The following is an 18,131-nucleotide window of genomic DNA, read 5'->3' as shown; positions in this document are numbered from 1 at the left end:
TCATGGTCCATTGCGAGGGCTACGACGCCATCCGCTTCCTCACSAGCAAGCTCGAGCGCGAGGGCCACATCGCGCCCTATTATCACGGCACCTCGCGGCCGCAGGCGGTCGAGCGCGAGGCGACGCATCGCGCCATCAGCCATGCCGAGGTGATCGGCGTGCCCATCATGATCGTGCACGTCTCCGGGCGCGAGGCCATGGAGCAGGTGCGCTGGGCGCAGCAGCGCGGATTACCGGTGCATGCGGAGACATGCCCGCAATACATCACGCTGACGGCCGACGACATGAAGGGCCTGAAYATGGACATCACGGGGGCGAAGTACGTCTGCTCGCCGCCGCCGCGCGATGCCGAGAGCCAGCAGGCGATCTGGGAGGGCATCACGACGGGCGTGTTCCAGACCTTCTCGTCAGACCATTGCCCGTTCCGCTACGACGATCCCAAGGGCAAGCTGACGCCGAATGCGCGCACCTCGTTCCGCTGGGTGCCGAACGGCATTCCCGGTGTCGAGACCCGGTTGCCGATCCTGTTCTCCGAGGGCGTCTCGAAGGGCCGCATCACCCTGCAAAAGTTCGTCGAGCTGACCGCGACCAACCACGCCCGCATCTATGGCCTCTATCCGCGCAAGGGCTCGATCGGCGTCGGCTTCGATGCCGACATCGCGCTGTGGGACCCCAAGCTGACGAAGAAAATTCAGCAGTCCGATCTGCACCACGGCTCCGACTACACGCCGTGGGAAGGCTTTGAGATCACAGGCTGGCCCGTCACCACCATCGCCCGGGGGCGCGTGGTGTACGAGCAGGGCAGGATCGTCGGCGACAAGGGCGCGGGCGAGGTGCTGAGCCGCGGCAAGTCGAGCCTGATCTGATCGTCACATCGATACGATGTGACGGATCACATCGGCTCGATGCCGATCTTCTTGATGATCCCGGCCCATTTCGTGGTCTCGGAGGTCATGTAATCGGTCAGGCCTTTGGGGTCCATCACCAGCGGCTCGGCGCCCTGCTCGACGAAGAGGCTGCGCACCTTCGGATCGTTCGCGGCTTCGACCATCGCCCTGTAGAGCTTGTCGACTACGGCCTTGTCGGTATTCGCCGGTGCGAGCAGCGCCAGCCAGGCCGCGCTCTCGTAATTCTTCAGGCCGGCCTCGGCCGCGGTCGGCACGTCAGGCAGCGCCGTCATGCGCTTGTCGCTGGCGACTGCGAGCGGGCGCGCATCGCCGCTCTTGATCAGGCCGAGGACGTTCGGCAGCAGCTGAAAGCCGAGCGGCACCTGGCCTGCGATGAAATCCGGCGTGTAGGCGGCGATGTTGCGGTAGGGAACGTGGGTAAGCTCGGTGCCCGTGAGCTGCTCGAAATAGGCAGCCGACAAATGCTGCGACGAGCCGACGCCGACCGTGCCGTAGTTCAGCTCGCGCGGATGCCCCTTGGCGTAGTCGATCAGCTCGGCCAGCGATTTCGGCGGCAGCTTTGAGTTGATCACGATGACATTGGGCATCGTCGCGAACAGCCCGATCGGGGCGAGATCCTTCAGCGGATCGTAGGGAAGCTCCTTGTAGAGCGACTTGTTCGCGGCCAGCGGGCCGGAGGTGCTCATCAGCAAGGTGTAGCCGTCGGAGGCCGCGTGTGCGGCGGCCGCGGTGCCGATATTGCCGCCGGCGCCGGGACGGTTGTCGACCACGAAGGCCTGCCCGAGCGAGGTCGCCATGCGGTTGAGCAGGATGCGCGTGATCACGTCGCTGGCGCTGCCGCCGGCAAAGGGCACGAGCACCTGCACGGGGCGGGCGGGATAATCCTGCGCGTCTGCGGGGCGCAGACCGGTGGCGGCGAGAGCAGCGCCTGCGCCGAGCGAGAGCAACGACCGGCGGTCGAGGTGAAATCCCTCACTCTGCTGCTGTGCGGTGAGAGTGAGCTTGCTGCGACCGGACCGTGCCATCTCGGACTGAATCTCCCGTGTGTTGTTCAGCGAGTCCCGGGATCGTCCGCAACAAGAGTCGGAATGAAGCCAGGCCGCAATTTTCTGCGCCTGGATCGTAGTTAGCTCGCCGACGCGACCGTCATGCTTGCTCGTCTCAAAACTTACCAACGCGTCTCATTCTGCAGCGGGCGCGACATCTTGTCCGAGTGGAGCGAGGGCCTGATCCAATCCGGTCTTGCCCGGCGGCCAATAGGGCTTCGCCTTGATCCGCGAGTTGAGCCGGAAGAAGGGCATGGCGGACGTGATGCTTCGGATGCGGCGGGATGCATCGAACAATATCGGCCTGCCACCGCGACTTTCAACGCACCGCTGCGAATCTCGACTGGTTCTAACCTGCGCGCCGCCGCGGCTTCCTGCGGTCCTTACGGGCGGACGGACTTGTGCCGCTGGAGGAGGGCTCCACGAACTCCCGTGCCACCGCGGCGGCCTGCGCGAGATCATGGCTGATGACGTCGAGCACGGCCTTGGCCGCGACCGACACCGCGCGCCTGGGGTGATGAACCCACGCAATCGACCGCACGATCCGCTGCGCGTCGAAGCGATGCGCCCGGATGGCGCCGCTGGCCAGCGACTGCCGGAGCGCGATGGTCGGCAGCACCGTCGCGAAGTCGGTGGTCGCGATGACATCGCAGAGCGCGGGCAGGGTGTCGAGCTCCAGGCGCGGCCGGAGGTCGATGCCGATAGCGGCGGCGTGCTCATCGAGGATCAGGCGCAGGCCGTGGCGCTTGGAGGGCAGCACCAGGTCGAAATTCGCGATGTGGTCGAAACGCAACTTTGCCGGCGGCCTCACCGGGCTGTCCTTCCGGCAGGCGAACACCATCTCCTCGTCCATGACATGATGCGCGGCCAGCGGCGTCTTCCGGCGCGGCACGTTGATCAGGGCGAAATCGAGCTGGCCGGTGTTGACCCAGTCGACCAGCGTCTCGGTGTAGCCCTCGCAGGCGGACAGCGTGATCTCGGGATAGCGGCTCGCGACGGTCGCCGACGAGCTCGCCATCGTGCTCTGCGCCACCGAGGTGATGAGGCCGACCGAGACCCGCCCCGAGATGCGCCCGCCGAGCTGCGCCATCTCCTGCCGCGCATATTCGGCATCGCGCACGATCGGCGCCGTCAGCCGCACCAGCGCTTCGCCGGCGCTGGTCAGCGTCATGCCCTGGACGCTGCGGTCGAACAGCTTTTGGCCAAGCTCGGCCTCGAGCTTGGCGATCTGCATGCTGAGTGCCGGCTGCACGATGTTGAGCTGGCGCGCGGCGCGGGTGACGTTCCTCTCCTCGGCCAGGCAAAGGAAATATTGCATCTGCCGGAGTTCCACGTGGCCCGTCCTTCGTCCGCTGATCCTGCCCGCTTCCATCATCTCAGATGATGGAAGATATAATCAAGCATTATTTGTTCTGATGGGTGCGATTGCCTAGTCTCGCGGGAAGCCTGTCCCAGAGAGCGAAAAATCAGACAGATGCAGGACGCCAGCCCCAAGCGGATGATCATCGGCATTTCCGGCGCCTCGGGCGTCACCTATGGCGTGCGCCTGCTGCAGCTTCTGCGCAATGCCGGCGTCGAGACGCATCTTGTGATGTCGAAGACCGCCGAGCTGACCTTTGCCTATGAGACCGACCTGAAGATCGCGGAGGTGAGGGCACTCGCCAACGTCAACCATGCGATCGACGACATGGCTTCGGCGATCTCCAGCGGCTCGTTCCGCACCGCCGGCATGATCGTGGCGCCGTGCTCGATGCGCTCGATGTCCGAGATCGCCTCGGGCGTGACCACGACGCTGCTCACTCGCGCCGCCGACGTCGTGCTCAAGGAGCGTCGGCGTCTGGTGCTGATGGTGCGCGAGACACCGCTCCATACCGGTCACCTCCGTACCATGACGGCACTGTCCGAGATCGGCGCGATCATCGCCCCGCCGGTGCCGGCCTTCTACGCCAAGCCCGAGAGCCTCGACGATATGGTCGAGCACACGGTCGGCCGCGTGCTCGACCTCTTCGACATCGATATCGGCGTCGTGCGCCGCTGGGGCGAGGACGAGGCGCTCAAGCGCCGTTCGCTGTCGCTGCGCAAGATCGCGCCCTGACCTGAACATCTGAGGAAGACCGTATGCGAATGGACAATGTTGCGAGCAAAGCCTCGAACGCGCCTGCCGATCTGCGCGCCTGGCTCGCTTACCTCGCCGAACGCGGCAAGCTTGCGATTGCGCGCGAGGGCATTGCGCTCGCCGACGAGCTTGCCGCCGTCGCAAAACGGCTGGAGCGTGACAGCGCCGTGCTGTTTCCGCGCCCCGACGGGCACGAAATCCCCGTCGTCGCCAACCTCTTCGCCGGCCGCGACTGGGTCGCCGAGTCCATCGGCGTCACCGAAGACCAGCTGCTGCCGCGCTTCCTCGCCGCCGCAAGCCATCCGCTGCCGACGCATGAGGTCGCGAGCGGACCGGTGCAGGACGTTGTGCACCAGGACGTCGACCTGCTCCGCCAGCTTCCGGTGCCCAAGCACAATGAGCGCGACAGCGGTCCCTACATCACGGCTGGTCTCCTGATCGCGCGCAACCCGAAGACCGGCGTGCAGAACGTCTCGATCCACCGCTGCCAGATCTCCAGCAGGAACCGCATCGGCGTGCTGCTGCTGCCACGGCACACCTTCTCCTATTATCGCCTCGCCGAAGAGCTCGGTCAGGCGCTGGAGATCGCGATCGTGATCGGCGCGCATCCCGCCTTGATGCTGGCGTCGCAGGCGATCGCCGCGCTTGACGAGGACGAGATGGCGATTGCAGGCGCGCTGCTCGGCGCGCCGGTCGATGTCGTGAAGTGCCGCACCAATTCGGTTCGCGTTCCCGCCCATGCGGAGATCGTGATCGAGGGGCGCATCCTGCAGGGCGTGCGCGAGCCGGAAGGCCCGTTCGGCGAATTCCCTCAATATTACGGCCCGCGCGCCAACCGCGAGGTGATCGAGGTCGATGCGATCACCCATCGCAAGGCGCCGATCTTCCACACCATCGTCGGCGGCGGCTTCGAGCACCTGATCCTCGGCGGCGTGCCGCGCGAGGCGACGCTGCTCCAGCATCTGCGCCGCAGCTTCCCCAACGTGCTCGACGTCCGCCTCACGCGCGGCGGCACCTGCCGCTATCACCTCGCCATCAAGATCGACAAGGCCAATGACGGCGAGCCCAAGAACATCATGATGTGCGCGTTCGGCGCGCATTACGACATCAAGCAGGTGGTCGTGGTGGACAGGGACGTCGACATCTCCTCGTCCGAGGAGATCGAATGGGCGGTGGCGACGCGCTTCCAGGCCGACCGCGACCTCATGGTCGTCGCGGGGGCGCTCGGCTCGAAGCTCGATCCGACCACGGACAACGGCATCAGCGCCAAGATGGGCCTGGATGCGACCGCGCCGGTCAGCGCGCCCGAGCTCGCCTTCAAGCGCATCCGCGTCAAGGGCGAGGAAGAGGTCGATCTCGCCACGGCGTTGCAGGCCGACCCGAGCGCAGCGGTTGCGCGCCTGCTTGCGGAGGCGCGGACATGAGCCGATTACCGCTTCCGGGCAACTTGCGTCGGTTTGCGCGGTTGGAATATGAAGCGGGGGCTGCTTATAGTCCCGCGCCAACACGCCAATCGTTTTGCAGCGCAATGCTGGGAGGAAGGAACTGATGTCGACGGCCCTGCGCATAGCCCATGGCGCTTTCGGCAGGGTCGCTCTGCTCGACATGGACCGTTCGCTGGTCCGCCACGCCCATCATCACTGCCATGTCCTGCTGAAAGTGGAGGGCGCCGACACCCAGTTCATGGTCGGCGACCAGGTCACGCCGCTGACCGACACCGCAGCTGTCCTCGTCGACGGCTGGAAGCCGCATGCCTATGTGCACGACGTCAACCGCCCGCGCACGCTGATCATGGCGCTCTATATCGAGCCGGAATGGCTGAAGGAGTTCCGCCCGGGATGGGCGGCGAGCGGCGCGCCCGGCTTTTTCGAGCGTCCCTCGGGCGAAGTGTCGCCGCGCATCCGCCAGCTCACGCTGCATTTGGCGGCTGAAATGATGGCGAATCCGGATGCGGTCCGGACGCACGAGGAGACGCTGTCGGACCTGATGATCGCGGTGATCGAGCGTTTCACGCCGTGGCGCAGCTTCCCCACCTCGATCCGCGGCATGAGCGCGGTGAGCTGCGACTGGCGCATCCGCCGCGCCATGGATGCGATGCGCGGGCAGGATTCCTATGGCAACGTCGATCAGTTCGTGAAGGGCGCCGGCCTGTCGCGCGCGCAGTTCTTCCGCCTGTTCGAGACCTCGCTCGGCGTCTCGCCAAAAATCTATCTCAACGTCGTCCGCATGGAGCGCGCACTCGATGCCGTCATGCGCGAGGACACGCCGCTCGGCGAGCTCAGCGAGCGTTTTGGCTTTCCGGAGCCGGCGCATTTCACGCGCTTTTTCCGCGATCACGCCGGCGTCAGCCCGCGCGAGTTTCGCAACGTCTCGCGTCTTGCGGGTTGAATCTCTCAGCCGATATTGCGCTGCACGCTCTCGAATGAGACGATTTGGTAAGTCGTGAGAGCGCGCGGTATGGCCCGCGCAGCCCCTGTCCTGACATCTGTCACCGTCGCGTCAAAGAACGCGTCGGGAGGTATGCCGGGACATGTTGCAGGCGGTCAAATCCGCAAATCCTGAAAGAGGCGATGAGCCGTGGGTCGGGCGCTCGATCGAGCGCGTCGAGGACGCCGCGCTGCTCTCCGGCCGCGGCCGCTTCATCGACGATCTCGGTGTTGCGCCCGGCACGCTGCACGCGACCATCCTGCGCTCGCCGCATGCGCATGCCGACATTCTCTCCATCGATGCCGAAGCCGCCAGGCGCCTCCCGGGCGTCGCCGCTGTTCTGACCGGTAGCGACGTCAAGGCCGTCACCACGAGCCTCGTCGTCGGCGTGAAGGCGCCGGTCGAGTGTTGGCCGATCGCGCTGGATCGCGTGCGCTATGTCGGCGAGCCCGTCGCCGTGGTCGTCGCAACCGATCGTGCGCGCGCGGAAGATGCGGCCGAACTCATCAACGTCGAATATCGCCCGCGCAATGCCGTCGTCGATCCGCTCGGCGCGATCACGCCTGGTGCACCAGTGCTGCACGACGGGTTTCCCGGCAATCTCGCCAGCGACCGCGCGTTCCGCTACGGCGATCCCGAGAAGGCCTTTGCGGATTCGCCGCACCGCTTCTCCATCGATATCCGCTATCCCCGCAACTCCTGCACGCCGATCGAGACCTATGGCGTCGTCGCCTCGCACGATGCCGGCGAAGATGCCTACGAGGTGCTCGCCAACTTCCAGGGTCCGTTCAGCATCCACACCGTGATCGCGCGTGCGCTGAAGGTTCCGGGCAATCGCTTGAGGCTACGGACACCGCCGGATTCCGGCGGCAGCTTCGGCGTCAAGCAGGGCGTATTTCCCTATATCGTGCTGATTGCCGCCGCGGCGCGCGTCACGGGCAAGCCGGTGAAGTGGATCGAGGACCGGCTCGAGCATCTCACGGCGTCGGTGTCGGCGACCAATCGCGCGACGACACTCTCGGCCGCAGTTGCAGCCGACGGCAAGATTCTCGCGCTCGACTGGGACCAGGTCGAGGATTGCGGCGCTCACTTACGTGCACCCGAGCCGGCGACGCTGTACCGCATGCACGGCAACCTGACCGGCGCCTACGACATCGGCCACGTCAAGGTCCGCAACCGCGTCGTCGTCACCAACAAGACCCCGACAGGCCTCAATCGGGGCTTCGGCGGACCGCAGGTCTACTTTGCGTTGGAACGGCTGGTGCAGCGGATCGCGATCGGCCTCGGTCTCGATCCGCTCGATGTCATCAAGCGCAATCTGATCGACGCGGGCGCGTTTCCCTATCGCACGGCGACCGGTGCTCTCCTTGATTCCGGCAACTACCAGGAAGCTGTCGCGCGCGCGGTCGAGCAGGGCCGGCTTGCCGAGCTGAAGGCGAAGCGCGATGCGGCGCGTGCGCAGGGGCGTCTCTACGGCATCGGCTTTACCGCGGTGGTCGAGCCAAGCGTCTCCAACATGGGCTATATCACCACCGTGCTGACGGCGGCCGAGCGCCGCAGGGCCGGACCCAAGAACGGCGCGCAGGCGACCGCGACCGTCGGGCTCGATCCGGTCGGCAGCGTCACCGTTCACGTGGCGTCGGTGCCGCAGGGGCAGGGGCATCGCACCGTGCTGTCGCAGGTCGTCGCCGACGTCTTCGGCCTCCAGCCCAGGGATATCCGCGTCAACACCGAGATCGACACCGCCAAGGATGCCTGGTCGATCGCGTCGGGGAATTACGCCAGCCGGTTCGCCGCGGCAGTGGCGGGCACGGCGAAGCTTGCGGCGGAACGCGTTGCCGGCCGTCTTGCGCGCATCGCCGCGAGCCAGCTCAACGTCGAAGCCGGCGACATCGTGTTTGCGAAGGGTTTTGTTACCTCGAAGCACAATCCGGAAAACCGCATCGCGTTCTCGCGCGTTGCCGCGCTCAGCCACTGGTCGCCGGGCTCGCTGCCCGACGATGCCGGCCAGACCATTCGCGAGACCGTGTTCTGGACGCCGCCGGAGCTGACGCCGCCTGACGACGAGGACCGCATCAACTCCTCGCTCTGCCACGGCTTCATCTTCGACTTCTGCGGCGTCGAGATCGATCCCGTCACGCTGGAGACGCGGATCGACCGCTACGTCACCATGCACGATTGCGGCACCATCCTGCATCCCGGCATGGTCAACGGCCAGATCCGCGGCGGCTTCACTCAGGCGCTCGGCGCTGCGTTGTTCGAGGAATATGCCTACGCCGAGGATGGCAGCTTCCTGACGGGCACGCTCGCCGACTATCTGCTGCCGACCACGACAGAGGTGCCGGAGCCCGAGATCTTCCACATGGAGACGCCGTCGCCGTTCACGCCGCTCGGTGCGAAGGGCGTGGGCGAGGGCAACTGCATGTCCACGCCGGTGTGCCTCGCCAATGCGGTTGCGGATGCGCTCGGTGTTGCCGACATCACTCTGCCCCTGGTTCCGGCGCGGCTCGCCGAAATCGTGCGCGGCGCCGAGCCGCCGCCTCCTGCAGGTGGCACGACGGCGGCGCCCGTGCGTAAGGGCGACCGGCGGCTGAGCGGCGAAGGCCAGGCCACGGTGAAGGGTGCGCCCGAGCAGGTCTGGGCCATGCTACTCGATCCCGCGACGCTGCAATCGGTCATTCCCGGCTGCCAGAGCGTCGACAAGATCACCGACACGCATTTCCGCGCCGACGTCACGCTCGGCATCGGCCCCGTCACCGGACGCTATCGCGCCGATGTCGAGCTGTTCGATCTCGACCCGCCGCGCGCGGTCACCCTGCGCGGTGGTGCCACCGGCGCGCTCGGCTTCGGCAGTGCCGAGGGGCGGATCACGCTTGCGCCCGACGGCAATGGCGGCACCAAGCTGAGCTACAGCTACGACGCTGCGATCGGCGGCAAGGTCGCCAGCATCGGCGGCCGTCTGCTCGATGGCGCGACGCGGGTAATCATCGGCCAGTTCTTCACCGCGCTGGCGCGCAAGGCCGGCGGCGGAGGAGCAGCGGGCGGCGGCTTCTCATTGTTCGCCTTGCTGGCAAAGCTGGCCGGCCTGTTCGGGGGGCGCCGATGAAGCCGCCCGCATTCGATTATCTCCGCGCCGAGAGCGTCGGCGACGTCCTCGACGGATTGGCGCAGCAGGGCGGCGATGCCCGCGTGCTCGCGGGCGGGCAGTCGTTGATGGCGATGCTCAACATGCGCCTCGCCAAGCCGAAGCTCTTGATCGACATCATGCGGATCAACGAGCTTCGCCGGATCGAGCGCGAGGGCGAGACCGTCGTCATCGGAGCCGGCGTGCGCCAGGCCGATTTGCTGGCATGGCCGAAGCTGTCCGAGGCGCTGCCGCTCGTGGCGCTGGCGCTGCCTTGGGTCGGTCACATGCAGACCCGCAGCCGCGGCACCATTTGCGGCTCTCTCGCCCATGCCGATCCCAGCGCCGAGATGCCGCTGGCGCTGGTCGCGCTCGGCGGCGAAGTCCTCTTGCGCAGCGCCAGGCGGCGCCGCCGCGTCGCTGCCAAGGACTTCTTCGCGGGCATGATGCTGACTGCACGCGCCGACGACGAACTGATCGAGGGCATATCACTGCCAATCGTGAAGGGGGCGCGCGTCGCCTTCCGCGAGGTCGCGCGCCGCCACGGCGATTTCGCCATCGTCGCCTGCGCAGCGATGAGAACCCAATCCGGCGTGCGTCTCGCCGTCGGCGGGGTCGCCGATGTGCCGACCGCACGCGACTGGCCGAAGCTCGAAGGCAGTGCGCTCGACGATGCCCTCAATGCCTTCGCCTACGAGCTCGGCGCCCGCGACGACGTCCATGCCACGGCGCGCTATCGCCGCGACCTCGTCCGCATGATCGGCCGCGATCTGATCGGCGAGGTGCTGCAATGACCCGTCTCAAAGCTGACAGCCGCCATGCCGTTCGTTTCTCGCTGAATGGCAAGCCGGTCGAGGGTGAGGCCGAGCCGCGCATGCTGCTCTCCGATTTCCTGCGCCACCAGCTCGGCGCCACCGGCACCCATGTCGGCTGCGAGCACGGCGTCTGCGGTGCCTGCACTGTCATCGTCGACGGCATGCTGACGCGCTCCTGCCTGACGCTCGCGGCGCAGGTCGACGGCTGCGAGCTCAGGACAGTGGAAGGGCTCGCGCCCTCGGCGGACCGGCTCGGCGTGCTGCAGCAGGCCTTCCGCCGCAACCACGCGCTTCAGTGCGGCTTCTGCACCGCCGGCATCCTGATGTCGCTCGACCACTATCTCGCGAAGAACCCGGCGCCGACCGAGGCTGAGATCCGCGATTTGCTCAGCGGGCATATCTGCCGCTGCACCGGTTACACCCCGATCATCAAGGCGGCCCTTGAGGCCGCCGCAGAGCTCACTTCAGCGAAAAAAGAGACGTCCGATGCTTGATCTCGCCAGCAGCTTCATGGCCAGCGCCGCGCGCGATCCGCATGCGATTGCACTGGTGGACGGCGATCTCCGGCTGACCTACCGGCAATGGTACGGCAAGATCTCCGCGCTGGTCGCGTCCTTCGACCGTCTCGGCCTCAAGCCCGGCGATCACGTCGTCACGTTGCTGCAGAACCGCTGGGAGGCAGCGACGCTGCACTGGGCCTGCCAATTCGCCGGGCTCGTCATCACGCCGATCAACTGGCGCGCCAAGGCCGACGAGCTCGATTACTGCATCGAGAATGCCGAAGCCTGCGCGGTGTGCTATCAGGACATCTCCGCCGAGGCGGTCCAGGGCTCGGCACTCGTCGGTAAGTTGCTGCGCGTGTCTGTCGATCCCGGAAAGGGCGATGCGACGAGCTTTTCCGATTTGATCAAGGATAGTGCCCCCGACGCCGAGCCACGCGTCGGCACCGATGCCTGGTCGATCATGCTCTACACCTCGGGCACGACCTCGCGGCCGAAGGGCGTGCCGCGACGGCATCGTGCCGAGCGCGCCGCCGCGACCGCCCATGTCGCGCAAAACCTCTACGGCCGGGGCGAGCGCACGCTCGGCGTGATGCCGCTCTATCACACCATGGGCGTCCGCTCGCTGCTGGCGATGTCGCTGATCGGCGGCACATTCATCTGCCTGCCGCGCTATGACAGCCGCCAGGCGCTCTCGCTGATCGAGAAGGAAGCGATCACCAACCTCTATCTGGTGCCGACGCTCTATCACGATCTTGTCCATCACGAGGCGTTTGCGAGGACGAACGTTTCCACCGTGCGCAAGCTCGGCTTTGCCGGGGCCTCGATGACCGACGGCCTGCTGAAGAAGCTGAACGAGGCGTTCAAGCCGGACCTGTTCGTCAACCACTATGGCAGCTCCGAGATCTACACGTTCACGATCGACCAAAATGCCGCGGCAAAGCCCGGCTCGGCCGGCAAGGCGGGGCTGAACCAGCACGTCAAGGTCGTGCGCATTGGTGCGAAGTCGGTCGCAGAGCTTGCCGCAGTCGGCGAGGAGGGCGAGATCATCGCCACGCTCGCCGGCGACGAGGCCTTCGAGGGCTACTGGCGCCGTCCCGAGGCGGACGCAAAATCGCTGCGCGAGGGTTGGTACTTCACGGGTGACACCGGCTACGTCGATCCCGACGGCGACCTCTTCGTCACCGGGCGCGTCGACGACATGATCATCACGGGCGGCGAGAACGTCTCGCCGGTCGAGATCGAGAGCTGCCTGTCGCTGCATCCCGCCGTGGACGAGGTCGCGGTGGTCGGCGTCGCCGACGAGAAGTGGGGCAAGGTCGTCGCCGCCTTCGTCAAGCGCAACCGCGCGGTGTCGGAAGGAGAGCTTGAGCAGTTCTGCCGGACCACGGGCCTTGCCAATTTCAAGCGGCCCCGCCGCTACGTCTTCGTCGACGCGATCCCGAAATCGCCGGTCGGCAAGCTGCTGCGGCGACTGCTCGTCGCCGGAGAATACGAGGCCGAGCGCCTGCCGCCGTCGGACGCGGCCTGATCATCACACCCATCAACAGAAGGAAACTCAAATGCCGTCAGCCTATACCTTTACCGATCCCCGATTGGCAAAACTCGACGGGTTCAAGGTCGAGATCGACGAGGCGCATGAGCGCGCCGACATCATTCTTGGACGCCCGCCCTACAACGTCGTGGCGATGCCGCAGCGCGACCAGCTCCGGCTCGCCTTCGAGACGCTGGACGAGGATCCGCGTGTGCGCGTCATCGTGGTGCGCGGCGAGGGCGAGCACTTCTCCAGCGGCGGCAATATCGGCGGCTTCATGGAAGCGAGCCCCGAGCACGTCTCGAAGCTCGCCTGGAACATCGCGGCGCCCGCGCGGTGTGCAAAACCCGTGATCGTCGCCAATCGCGGCTATTGCTTCGGCGTCGGCTTCGAGCTGTCTCTGGCTTGCGACTTCCGCATCGCCTCCGAGACCACGCAATACGCGCTGCCGGAGCAGAAGCTCGGCCAGATCCCGGGCTCGGGCGGTTCGGCCCGGCTGCAGAAGATGGTCGGCATCACCCGCACCAAGGACATCGTGATGCGCTCCAAGCGCATCTCGGCCAAGCAGGCTTATGACTGGGGCATCGCCACCGAATGCGTGCCGGACGCCGAGCTCGAGAAGGCGACCGATAGACTGGTCGACGAGCTCCGCACCTTCTCGGCGCTGGCGCAGCGCACCGCCAAGAAGCTCCTCAACGACACCGAGGATTCGACGCTCGCTATCGCCATCGAGCTCGAAGGCCATTGCTACAGCCGCCTGCGCCAGTCCGAGGACTTCAAGGAAGGCGTCGAGGCCTTCAACGCCAAGCGTCCGCCGAAATTCACCGGCCGCTGAGACGCGACGCAAACGCACTGCCGCGGTTCGCAATGGCGCGGACCGCGGCCTATTCAAAACGGGGGAGGTAAAACAACATGGCTGAGATGGATATGCCGGTCGCGGGCGCGCAGGCGTCGGCGGACAACAAGCAGATGGTCAATGCGATCATCGCATCGGTGCTCGGATGGGCACTCGATCTGTTCGATTTGTTCATTCTGCTCTACGTGGCGCCGGTCGTCGGTGCGCTGTTCTTTCCGTCGAGCAATGCGGCGCTGTCGCTCGCGGCGGTCTACGGCTCATTTGCGGTTACGCTCTTGATGCGTCCACTCGGCTCGGCGGTGTTCGGGCATTATGCCGACGTGCACGGCCGCAAGCAGGCCATGTTGATCGCCATCGTCGGCGTCGGACTCAGCACGGCCGCGTTCGGCCTGCTGCCGACCATCGCCCAGGTCGGCGTGATCGCGCCGATCATTTTCCTGGTCCTGCGCCTGGTGCAAGGCATCTTCGTCGGCGGCGTCGTGGCCTCCACTCACACGATCGGCACCGAGTCCGTGCCGGCGAATTGGCGCGGCGCGATGTCGGGGCTGGTCGGCGGCGGCGGTGCCGGCATCGGCGCATTGCTCGCGTCCTTCATCTTCCTGATCACATCCTCGGTATTCCCCGGCGATGCCTTCGCGGTGTGGGGCTGGCGCTTCATGTTCTTCTCGGGGCTGCTGAGCTCGCTGCTCGGCTGGTTCATCTTCCGCAACCTCGAAGAATCGCCGTACTTCAAGGAGCTCAAGCGCCAGCAGGGCAACAAGCAGGCGAAGGTCACGAAGGCGCCGGTCAGGGACGTTTTCTCGGGCGAATATCGTGGTGTGCTGCTGGTCAACCTGCTGATCACCTTCGGCGGCGGCGCCGGCTACTACCTGACATCAGGCTATCTGCCGAGCTTCCTGAAGGTCATCAACGCGGTCCCGAACCAGACCTCGTCGCTGATCCTGATGGGCGCGAGCGTTTCGGCGTTCTTCTCGGCGGTGCTGGTCGGCGCGCTGAGCGACTGGATCGGGCGCAAGAAGACGTTCCTCTTGATCGGCGTGCTGGCGGCAGTGCTGCTGCCGCTCTGCTATCTCAACCTCGCCGCCACCAAGGACACGACGCAGATCACGCTGCTTGCGCTCGCCATCGCCTTCATCGGCAATGCCGGTTACGCGCCGGTGCTGATCTTCCTCAACGAGCGCTTCCCGACCGCGCTGCGCGCCAGCGGCACGGGCCTGTCGTGGAATATCGGCTTCGCGCTGGGCGGCATGATGCCGACCTTCGTCTCGCTGGTGAGCGCCAGCCCGGCGCAGATCCCGATGTCGCTGGCCTACTTCGCGGTCGGCGTCTTCGTGGTCTACCTGATCGGGGCGATCGTGATCCCCGAGACCAAGGGCAATTTCCGCTGAGCCAAACCGGCGCGGCCGCATCCGTGGCCGCGCCGCCCTATTGAAATGCGTCACGAGACGGGAATGGATGAGCTGCATTTCGACGATGTGATCGTCGGCGGAGGTTCGGCCGGCTGCGTGCTGGCCAATCGGCTCTCGGCGGACGGGCGCCGCCGTGTGCTCCTGATCGAAGCCGGGATGGACACGCCGCCCGAAGCAACGCCGTCCGAAATTCTCGACAGCTATCCGATGCCGCTGTTCTACGGCGACAAATACATCTGGCCGGGCCTGTCGGCCGCGGCCGGGCGCAATGCCGAGGGCAGGCCGGTCGTCCGTTCCTATGAGCAGGGCCGGGTGATGGGCGGCGGCTCCAGCATCAACGTGCAGTCGGCCAATCGCGGCCTGCCGCGTGACTACGACGAATGGCACGATCTCGGCGCGCGGGGCTGGGGCTGGACCGACGTGCTGCCCTATTTCCTCAAGCTCGAGACTGATCTCGATTTCGATGGTCCGCTGCACGGCAAACAGGGACCGATCCCGATCCGCCGCATCGGGCGCGAAGCCATGCCGCGGTTCGGCCGCGCGGTGGGCGAGGCCTTGTCGGCAACCGGGCTGCCGTTCCGGCAGGACCAGAACGGCGAATTCGATGACGGCATCTTTCCGCCGGCCTTCTCCAACCGCAACGACCGCCGCGTCTCGACCGCCGCAGGCTATCTCGATGCCGCAACGCGTGCGCGCGCGAATCTGACCATCTGGGCCGACCGTGAGGTCGAGCAGCTGAAGCTCGATGGTCGTCGCGCGACAGGCGTGATCGTAATCCGTCACGGTCAGAAGCTCAGCGTCGGCGCGGGCCGCGTGATCCTCACCGCGGGCGCGCTGCAATCGCCGGCGATCCTGATGCGGGCGGGCGTCGGCCCTGGCGCGGCGCTGCAAGCGCTCGGCATCCCCGTCGCCATCGACAGTCCCGGCGTCGGCAGCAATCTGCGCGATCATCCCGCGCTGACCTTCTGCCAATATCTGCCGCGCTCGCTCAGGCTGCCATTGGCCCGCCGGCGCCCCAATTTCGCAGCGATGCGCTTTTCCTCGGAGCATCCTGGCTGCGATCCCTCCGACATGTACATCACGGCCTCGGCGCGCGGCGGTTGGCATGCGCTGGGCACGCGGCTCGGGCTGTATTTCCTCTGGTGCAACCGGCCGCATTCGAGCGGATCGCTGACCCTGGCGAGCCGCGATCCCGGGATCTATCCGGTGGTCGATTTCAACCTGCTGTCCGATGCGCGTGATCTCGAACGGATGGTTGCTTCCGTCCGGCTGCTCGCAAAGCTTGTCGTTCATTCCGCGCTCAATCCGCATGCCGGCGATTTCTTCCCGGCCTCCTATTCTCCGCGCATCAAGCGCCTGAGCCGGCACGGCACCGCCAACCGCATCATCGCCTCGATCCTCGGACCGATGCTCGACGTGCCCGCGGGCCTGCGACAACTGCTGATCCGGTTCGCACTGCTCAACGGCACCGCCTTCGAGGCGACGCTCGCCGACGAGCGCGCGTTAGAGGCCTTCGTGCGGCAGAGCGTGTTGGGCGTCTGGCACCCCGTGGGCACCTGCCGCATGGGAAATCCCGCCGATCCCATGGCGGTGGTCGATCCGCAGGGGCTGGTGATCGGCAGCGAGAACATCGTCGTGGCGGACGCCTCGATCATGCCGCGGCTGCCGACGGCCAATACCAACATTCCCGTGATCATGGCCGCCGAGAAGATCAGCGATGCCCTGCTGCGGCATCATTGATCCCTTTTCGCCGGGCCCCTTTCGGTGTAGCTCTGCGCCGGCTTGAAACGGTGGGGCGCTGGGCCCGCCGATGACCGAAAATGGAGGCTCCAAGGATGTATCCGAAAGTTCAAATGTTCATTGCCGGCGAGTGGACCGACGGCACGTCCGGCAAGTCGGAGGACATCCTCAATCCCGCCACCGGCCAGCCGATCGGCAAGACCCCGCACGCCTCGAAGGCGGATCTCGACCGCGCGCTGGAGGCCGCCAGGACCGGCTTCGAGGTCTGGCGCAAGACCTCGCCGTTCGACCGCTACAAGCTGATGCGCAAGGCCGCCGACATCATCCGCTCGCGCGCCGCCGAGATCGCCCCCGTGATGACCATGGAACAGGGCAAGCCGGTGGTCGAAGCGCAGGGCGAGACCATGCTCGCCGGCGACCTCATCGACTGGTTCTCCGAGGAAGCCCGCCGCGCCTATGGCCGCATCGTGCCGCCGCGGATGGGCAACGTCTCCCAGCTCGTGACCAAGGAGCCGGTCGGCCCGGTCGCCGCGTTCACGCCTTGGAATTTCCCGATCAACCAGGCGGTGCGCAAGATCTCGGCCGCGCTCGCCGCCGGCTGCTCGATCATCGTCAAGGGTCCGGAAGAGACGCCCGCGAGTTGCATGGAGCTGGTGCGCGCCTATGCCGACGCCGGCATTCCGCCGGGTGTCGTCCAGCTCGTGTTCGGCGTGCCCTCCGAAGTGTCGGAATATCTCATTCCGCATCCGATCATCCGCAAGATCAGCTTCACCGGCTCGACCGCGGTCGGCAAGCACCTGGCGGCGCTCGCCGGCCTGCACATGAAGCGCGTCACCATGGAGCTCGGCGGCCACGCCCCGGCGATCGTGTTCGCGGATGCCGACCTCGACAACGCCGCGAAGATTCTCTCGGCCAACAAGTTCCGCAACGCCGGCCAGGTCTGCGTCTCGCCGACGCGGTTCCTGGTCCATGAAAGCGTCTACCAGCCCTTCGTCGACAAGTTCGTCGCGGCCGCCAAGAGCCTCAAGGTCGGCAACGGCCTCGACAAGGACACCCGCATGGGCCCGCTGGCAAACCCGCGCCGTGTCGACGCCATGGAAGGTCTGGTCTCCGACGCCGTGCAGCGCGGCGCCAAGGTGCAGGCCGGCGGCAAGCGTATCGGTAACGAAGGCTTCTTCTTCGAGCCGACCGTGATCACCGACGTGCCGCGCGATGCCCGCATCATGAACGAGGAGCCGTTCGGCCCGCTGGCGCCGATCACCTCGTTCCGCAGCTACGACGAAGTCGTGGCCGAAGCCAACCGTCTGCCTTACGGCCTTGCGGCCTATGCCTACACCACCTCGACCAAGACGATGCAGGCGATCGGCGCCGATGTCGAAAGCGGCATGGTCTCGATCAACCATCACGGCCTCGCGCTGCCTGAAGTGCCGTTCGGCGGCATCAAGGATTCCGGCTACGGCTCGGAAGGCGGCCTCGAGGCGATCGAGGGTTACCTCAACACGAAGTTCGTGACGCAGGCGAGCGCGTAAACGAGGTCTCGCGGGGTGGGTTACGCTTGCGCTAACCCACCCCGTGAATTTGTATATGGGACTCGCGTAGCCCGGATGAGCGGAGCGACATCCGGGAATCTACCCGCGGTCGTCCCGGGTGTCGCGT

Annotated in this window: 14 protein-coding genes; 12 read left to right on the top strand and 2 right to left on the bottom strand. The window is 66.3% G+C overall.

All coding sequences use genetic code 11. The features are described 5' to 3' along the window. The coding region (locus tag A7X65_RS40225) for an amidohydrolase family protein (RefSeq protein WP_156528469.1) at nt 1-866 on the top strand (866 nt) is incomplete at its 5' end. A gap of 26 nt (nt 867-892) precedes the next feature. Here the strand turns inward: A7X65_RS40225 and A7X65_RS40220 are convergent. Both A7X65_RS40220 and A7X65_RS40215 read right to left on the bottom strand, forming a co-directional pair. Beyond that, on the bottom strand, nt 893-1,933 hold the full coding sequence (locus A7X65_RS40220) for a Bug family tripartite tricarboxylate transporter substrate binding protein (protein ID WP_063694988.1): 1,041 nt from the start codon (nt 1,931-1,933) through the stop codon (nt 893-895). Between the two features lie 370 nt (nt 1,934-2,303). Continuing rightward, nucleotides 2,304-3,272 (bottom strand): LysR family transcriptional regulator, encoded by a 969-nt coding sequence (locus tag A7X65_RS40215; protein WP_063694983.1) that lies wholly within the window; start codon nt 3,270-3,272, stop codon nt 2,304-2,306. 156 nt (nt 3,273-3,428) lie between these two features. Here A7X65_RS40215 and A7X65_RS40210 point away from each other — a divergent pair, with 156 nt between their 5' ends. The 11 genes from A7X65_RS40210 (at nt 3,429) to A7X65_RS40160 (ending at nt 18,004) form a co-directional block, all read left to right on the top strand. After that, nucleotides 3,429-4,049: a UbiX family flavin prenyltransferase gene (locus A7X65_RS40210; RefSeq protein WP_063694981.1), complete on the top strand. Its 621-nt coding sequence runs from the start codon at nt 3,429-3,431 to the stop codon at nt 4,047-4,049. Nucleotides 4,050-4,072: 23 nt separating this feature from the next. Then, nucleotides 4,073-5,494, top strand: coding sequence for a UbiD family decarboxylase (locus tag A7X65_RS40205; RefSeq protein WP_063694963.1), 1,422 nt, complete (start codon nt 4,073-4,075; stop codon nt 5,492-5,494). A gap of 124 nt (nt 5,495-5,618) precedes the next feature. Beyond that, nucleotides 5,619-6,458, top strand: coding sequence for a helix-turn-helix transcriptional regulator (locus A7X65_RS40200; RefSeq protein WP_063694960.1), 840 nt, complete (start codon nt 5,619-5,621; stop codon nt 6,456-6,458). Between the two features lie 142 nt (nt 6,459-6,600). Then, nucleotides 6,601-9,603 carry a xanthine dehydrogenase family protein molybdopterin-binding subunit gene (locus A7X65_RS40195; RefSeq protein ID WP_063694959.1) on the top strand — a complete coding sequence of 1,001 codons (3,003 nt, stop codon included), beginning with the start codon at nt 6,601-6,603 and terminating at the stop codon, nt 9,601-9,603. Continuing rightward, nucleotides 9,600-10,415, top strand: coding sequence for an FAD binding domain-containing protein (locus tag A7X65_RS40190; RefSeq protein ID WP_063694957.1), 816 nt, complete (start codon nt 9,600-9,602; stop codon nt 10,413-10,415). The genes A7X65_RS40195 and A7X65_RS40190 overlap by 4 nt, the downstream gene beginning before the upstream one ends. After that, entirely contained in the window at nt 10,412-10,930 is a 519-nt protein-coding gene (locus A7X65_RS40185; RefSeq protein ID WP_063694954.1) for a (2Fe-2S)-binding protein, read from the top strand. The genes A7X65_RS40190 and A7X65_RS40185 overlap by 4 nt, the downstream gene beginning before the upstream one ends. After that, the gene (locus A7X65_RS40180) at nt 10,923-12,467 is read left to right on the top strand and encodes an AMP-binding protein (RefSeq protein WP_063694953.1); all 1,545 of its coding nucleotides are present in this window, start codon (nt 10,923-10,925) and stop codon (nt 12,465-12,467) included. Before A7X65_RS40185 ends, A7X65_RS40180 begins: the two co-directional genes overlap by 8 nt. 31 nt (nt 12,468-12,498) lie before the next feature. Beyond that, nucleotides 12,499-13,305 carry an enoyl-CoA hydratase/isomerase family protein gene (locus tag A7X65_RS40175; RefSeq protein ID WP_063694951.1) on the top strand — a complete coding sequence of 269 codons (807 nt, stop codon included), beginning with the start codon at nt 12,499-12,501 and terminating at the stop codon, nt 13,303-13,305. Between the two features lie 77 nt (nt 13,306-13,382). After that, a complete protein-coding gene (locus A7X65_RS40170) occupies nt 13,383-14,714 on the top strand; it encodes an MFS transporter (RefSeq protein ID WP_063694949.1) in 1,332 nt (443 codons plus the stop codon). A gap of 63 nt (nt 14,715-14,777) precedes the next feature. Then, nucleotides 14,778-16,475, top strand: coding sequence for a GMC family oxidoreductase (locus A7X65_RS40165; RefSeq protein WP_063694947.1), 1,698 nt, complete (start codon nt 14,778-14,780; stop codon nt 16,473-16,475). Between the two features lie 80 nt (nt 16,476-16,555). Next, nucleotides 16,556-18,004 carry an NAD-dependent succinate-semialdehyde dehydrogenase gene (locus tag A7X65_RS40160; protein WP_063694945.1) on the top strand — a complete coding sequence of 483 codons (1,449 nt, stop codon included), beginning with the start codon at nt 16,556-16,558 and terminating at the stop codon, nt 18,002-18,004. The last annotated feature ends 127 nt before the right edge of the window (nt 18,005-18,131 follow it).

This window comes from Bradyrhizobium stylosanthis (assembly GCF_001641335.1).
GTDB classification, from domain to species: domain Bacteria; phylum Pseudomonadota; class Alphaproteobacteria; order Rhizobiales; family Xanthobacteraceae; genus Bradyrhizobium; species Bradyrhizobium stylosanthis.
This window is presented reverse-complemented; position numbering and strand designations above follow the sequence as displayed.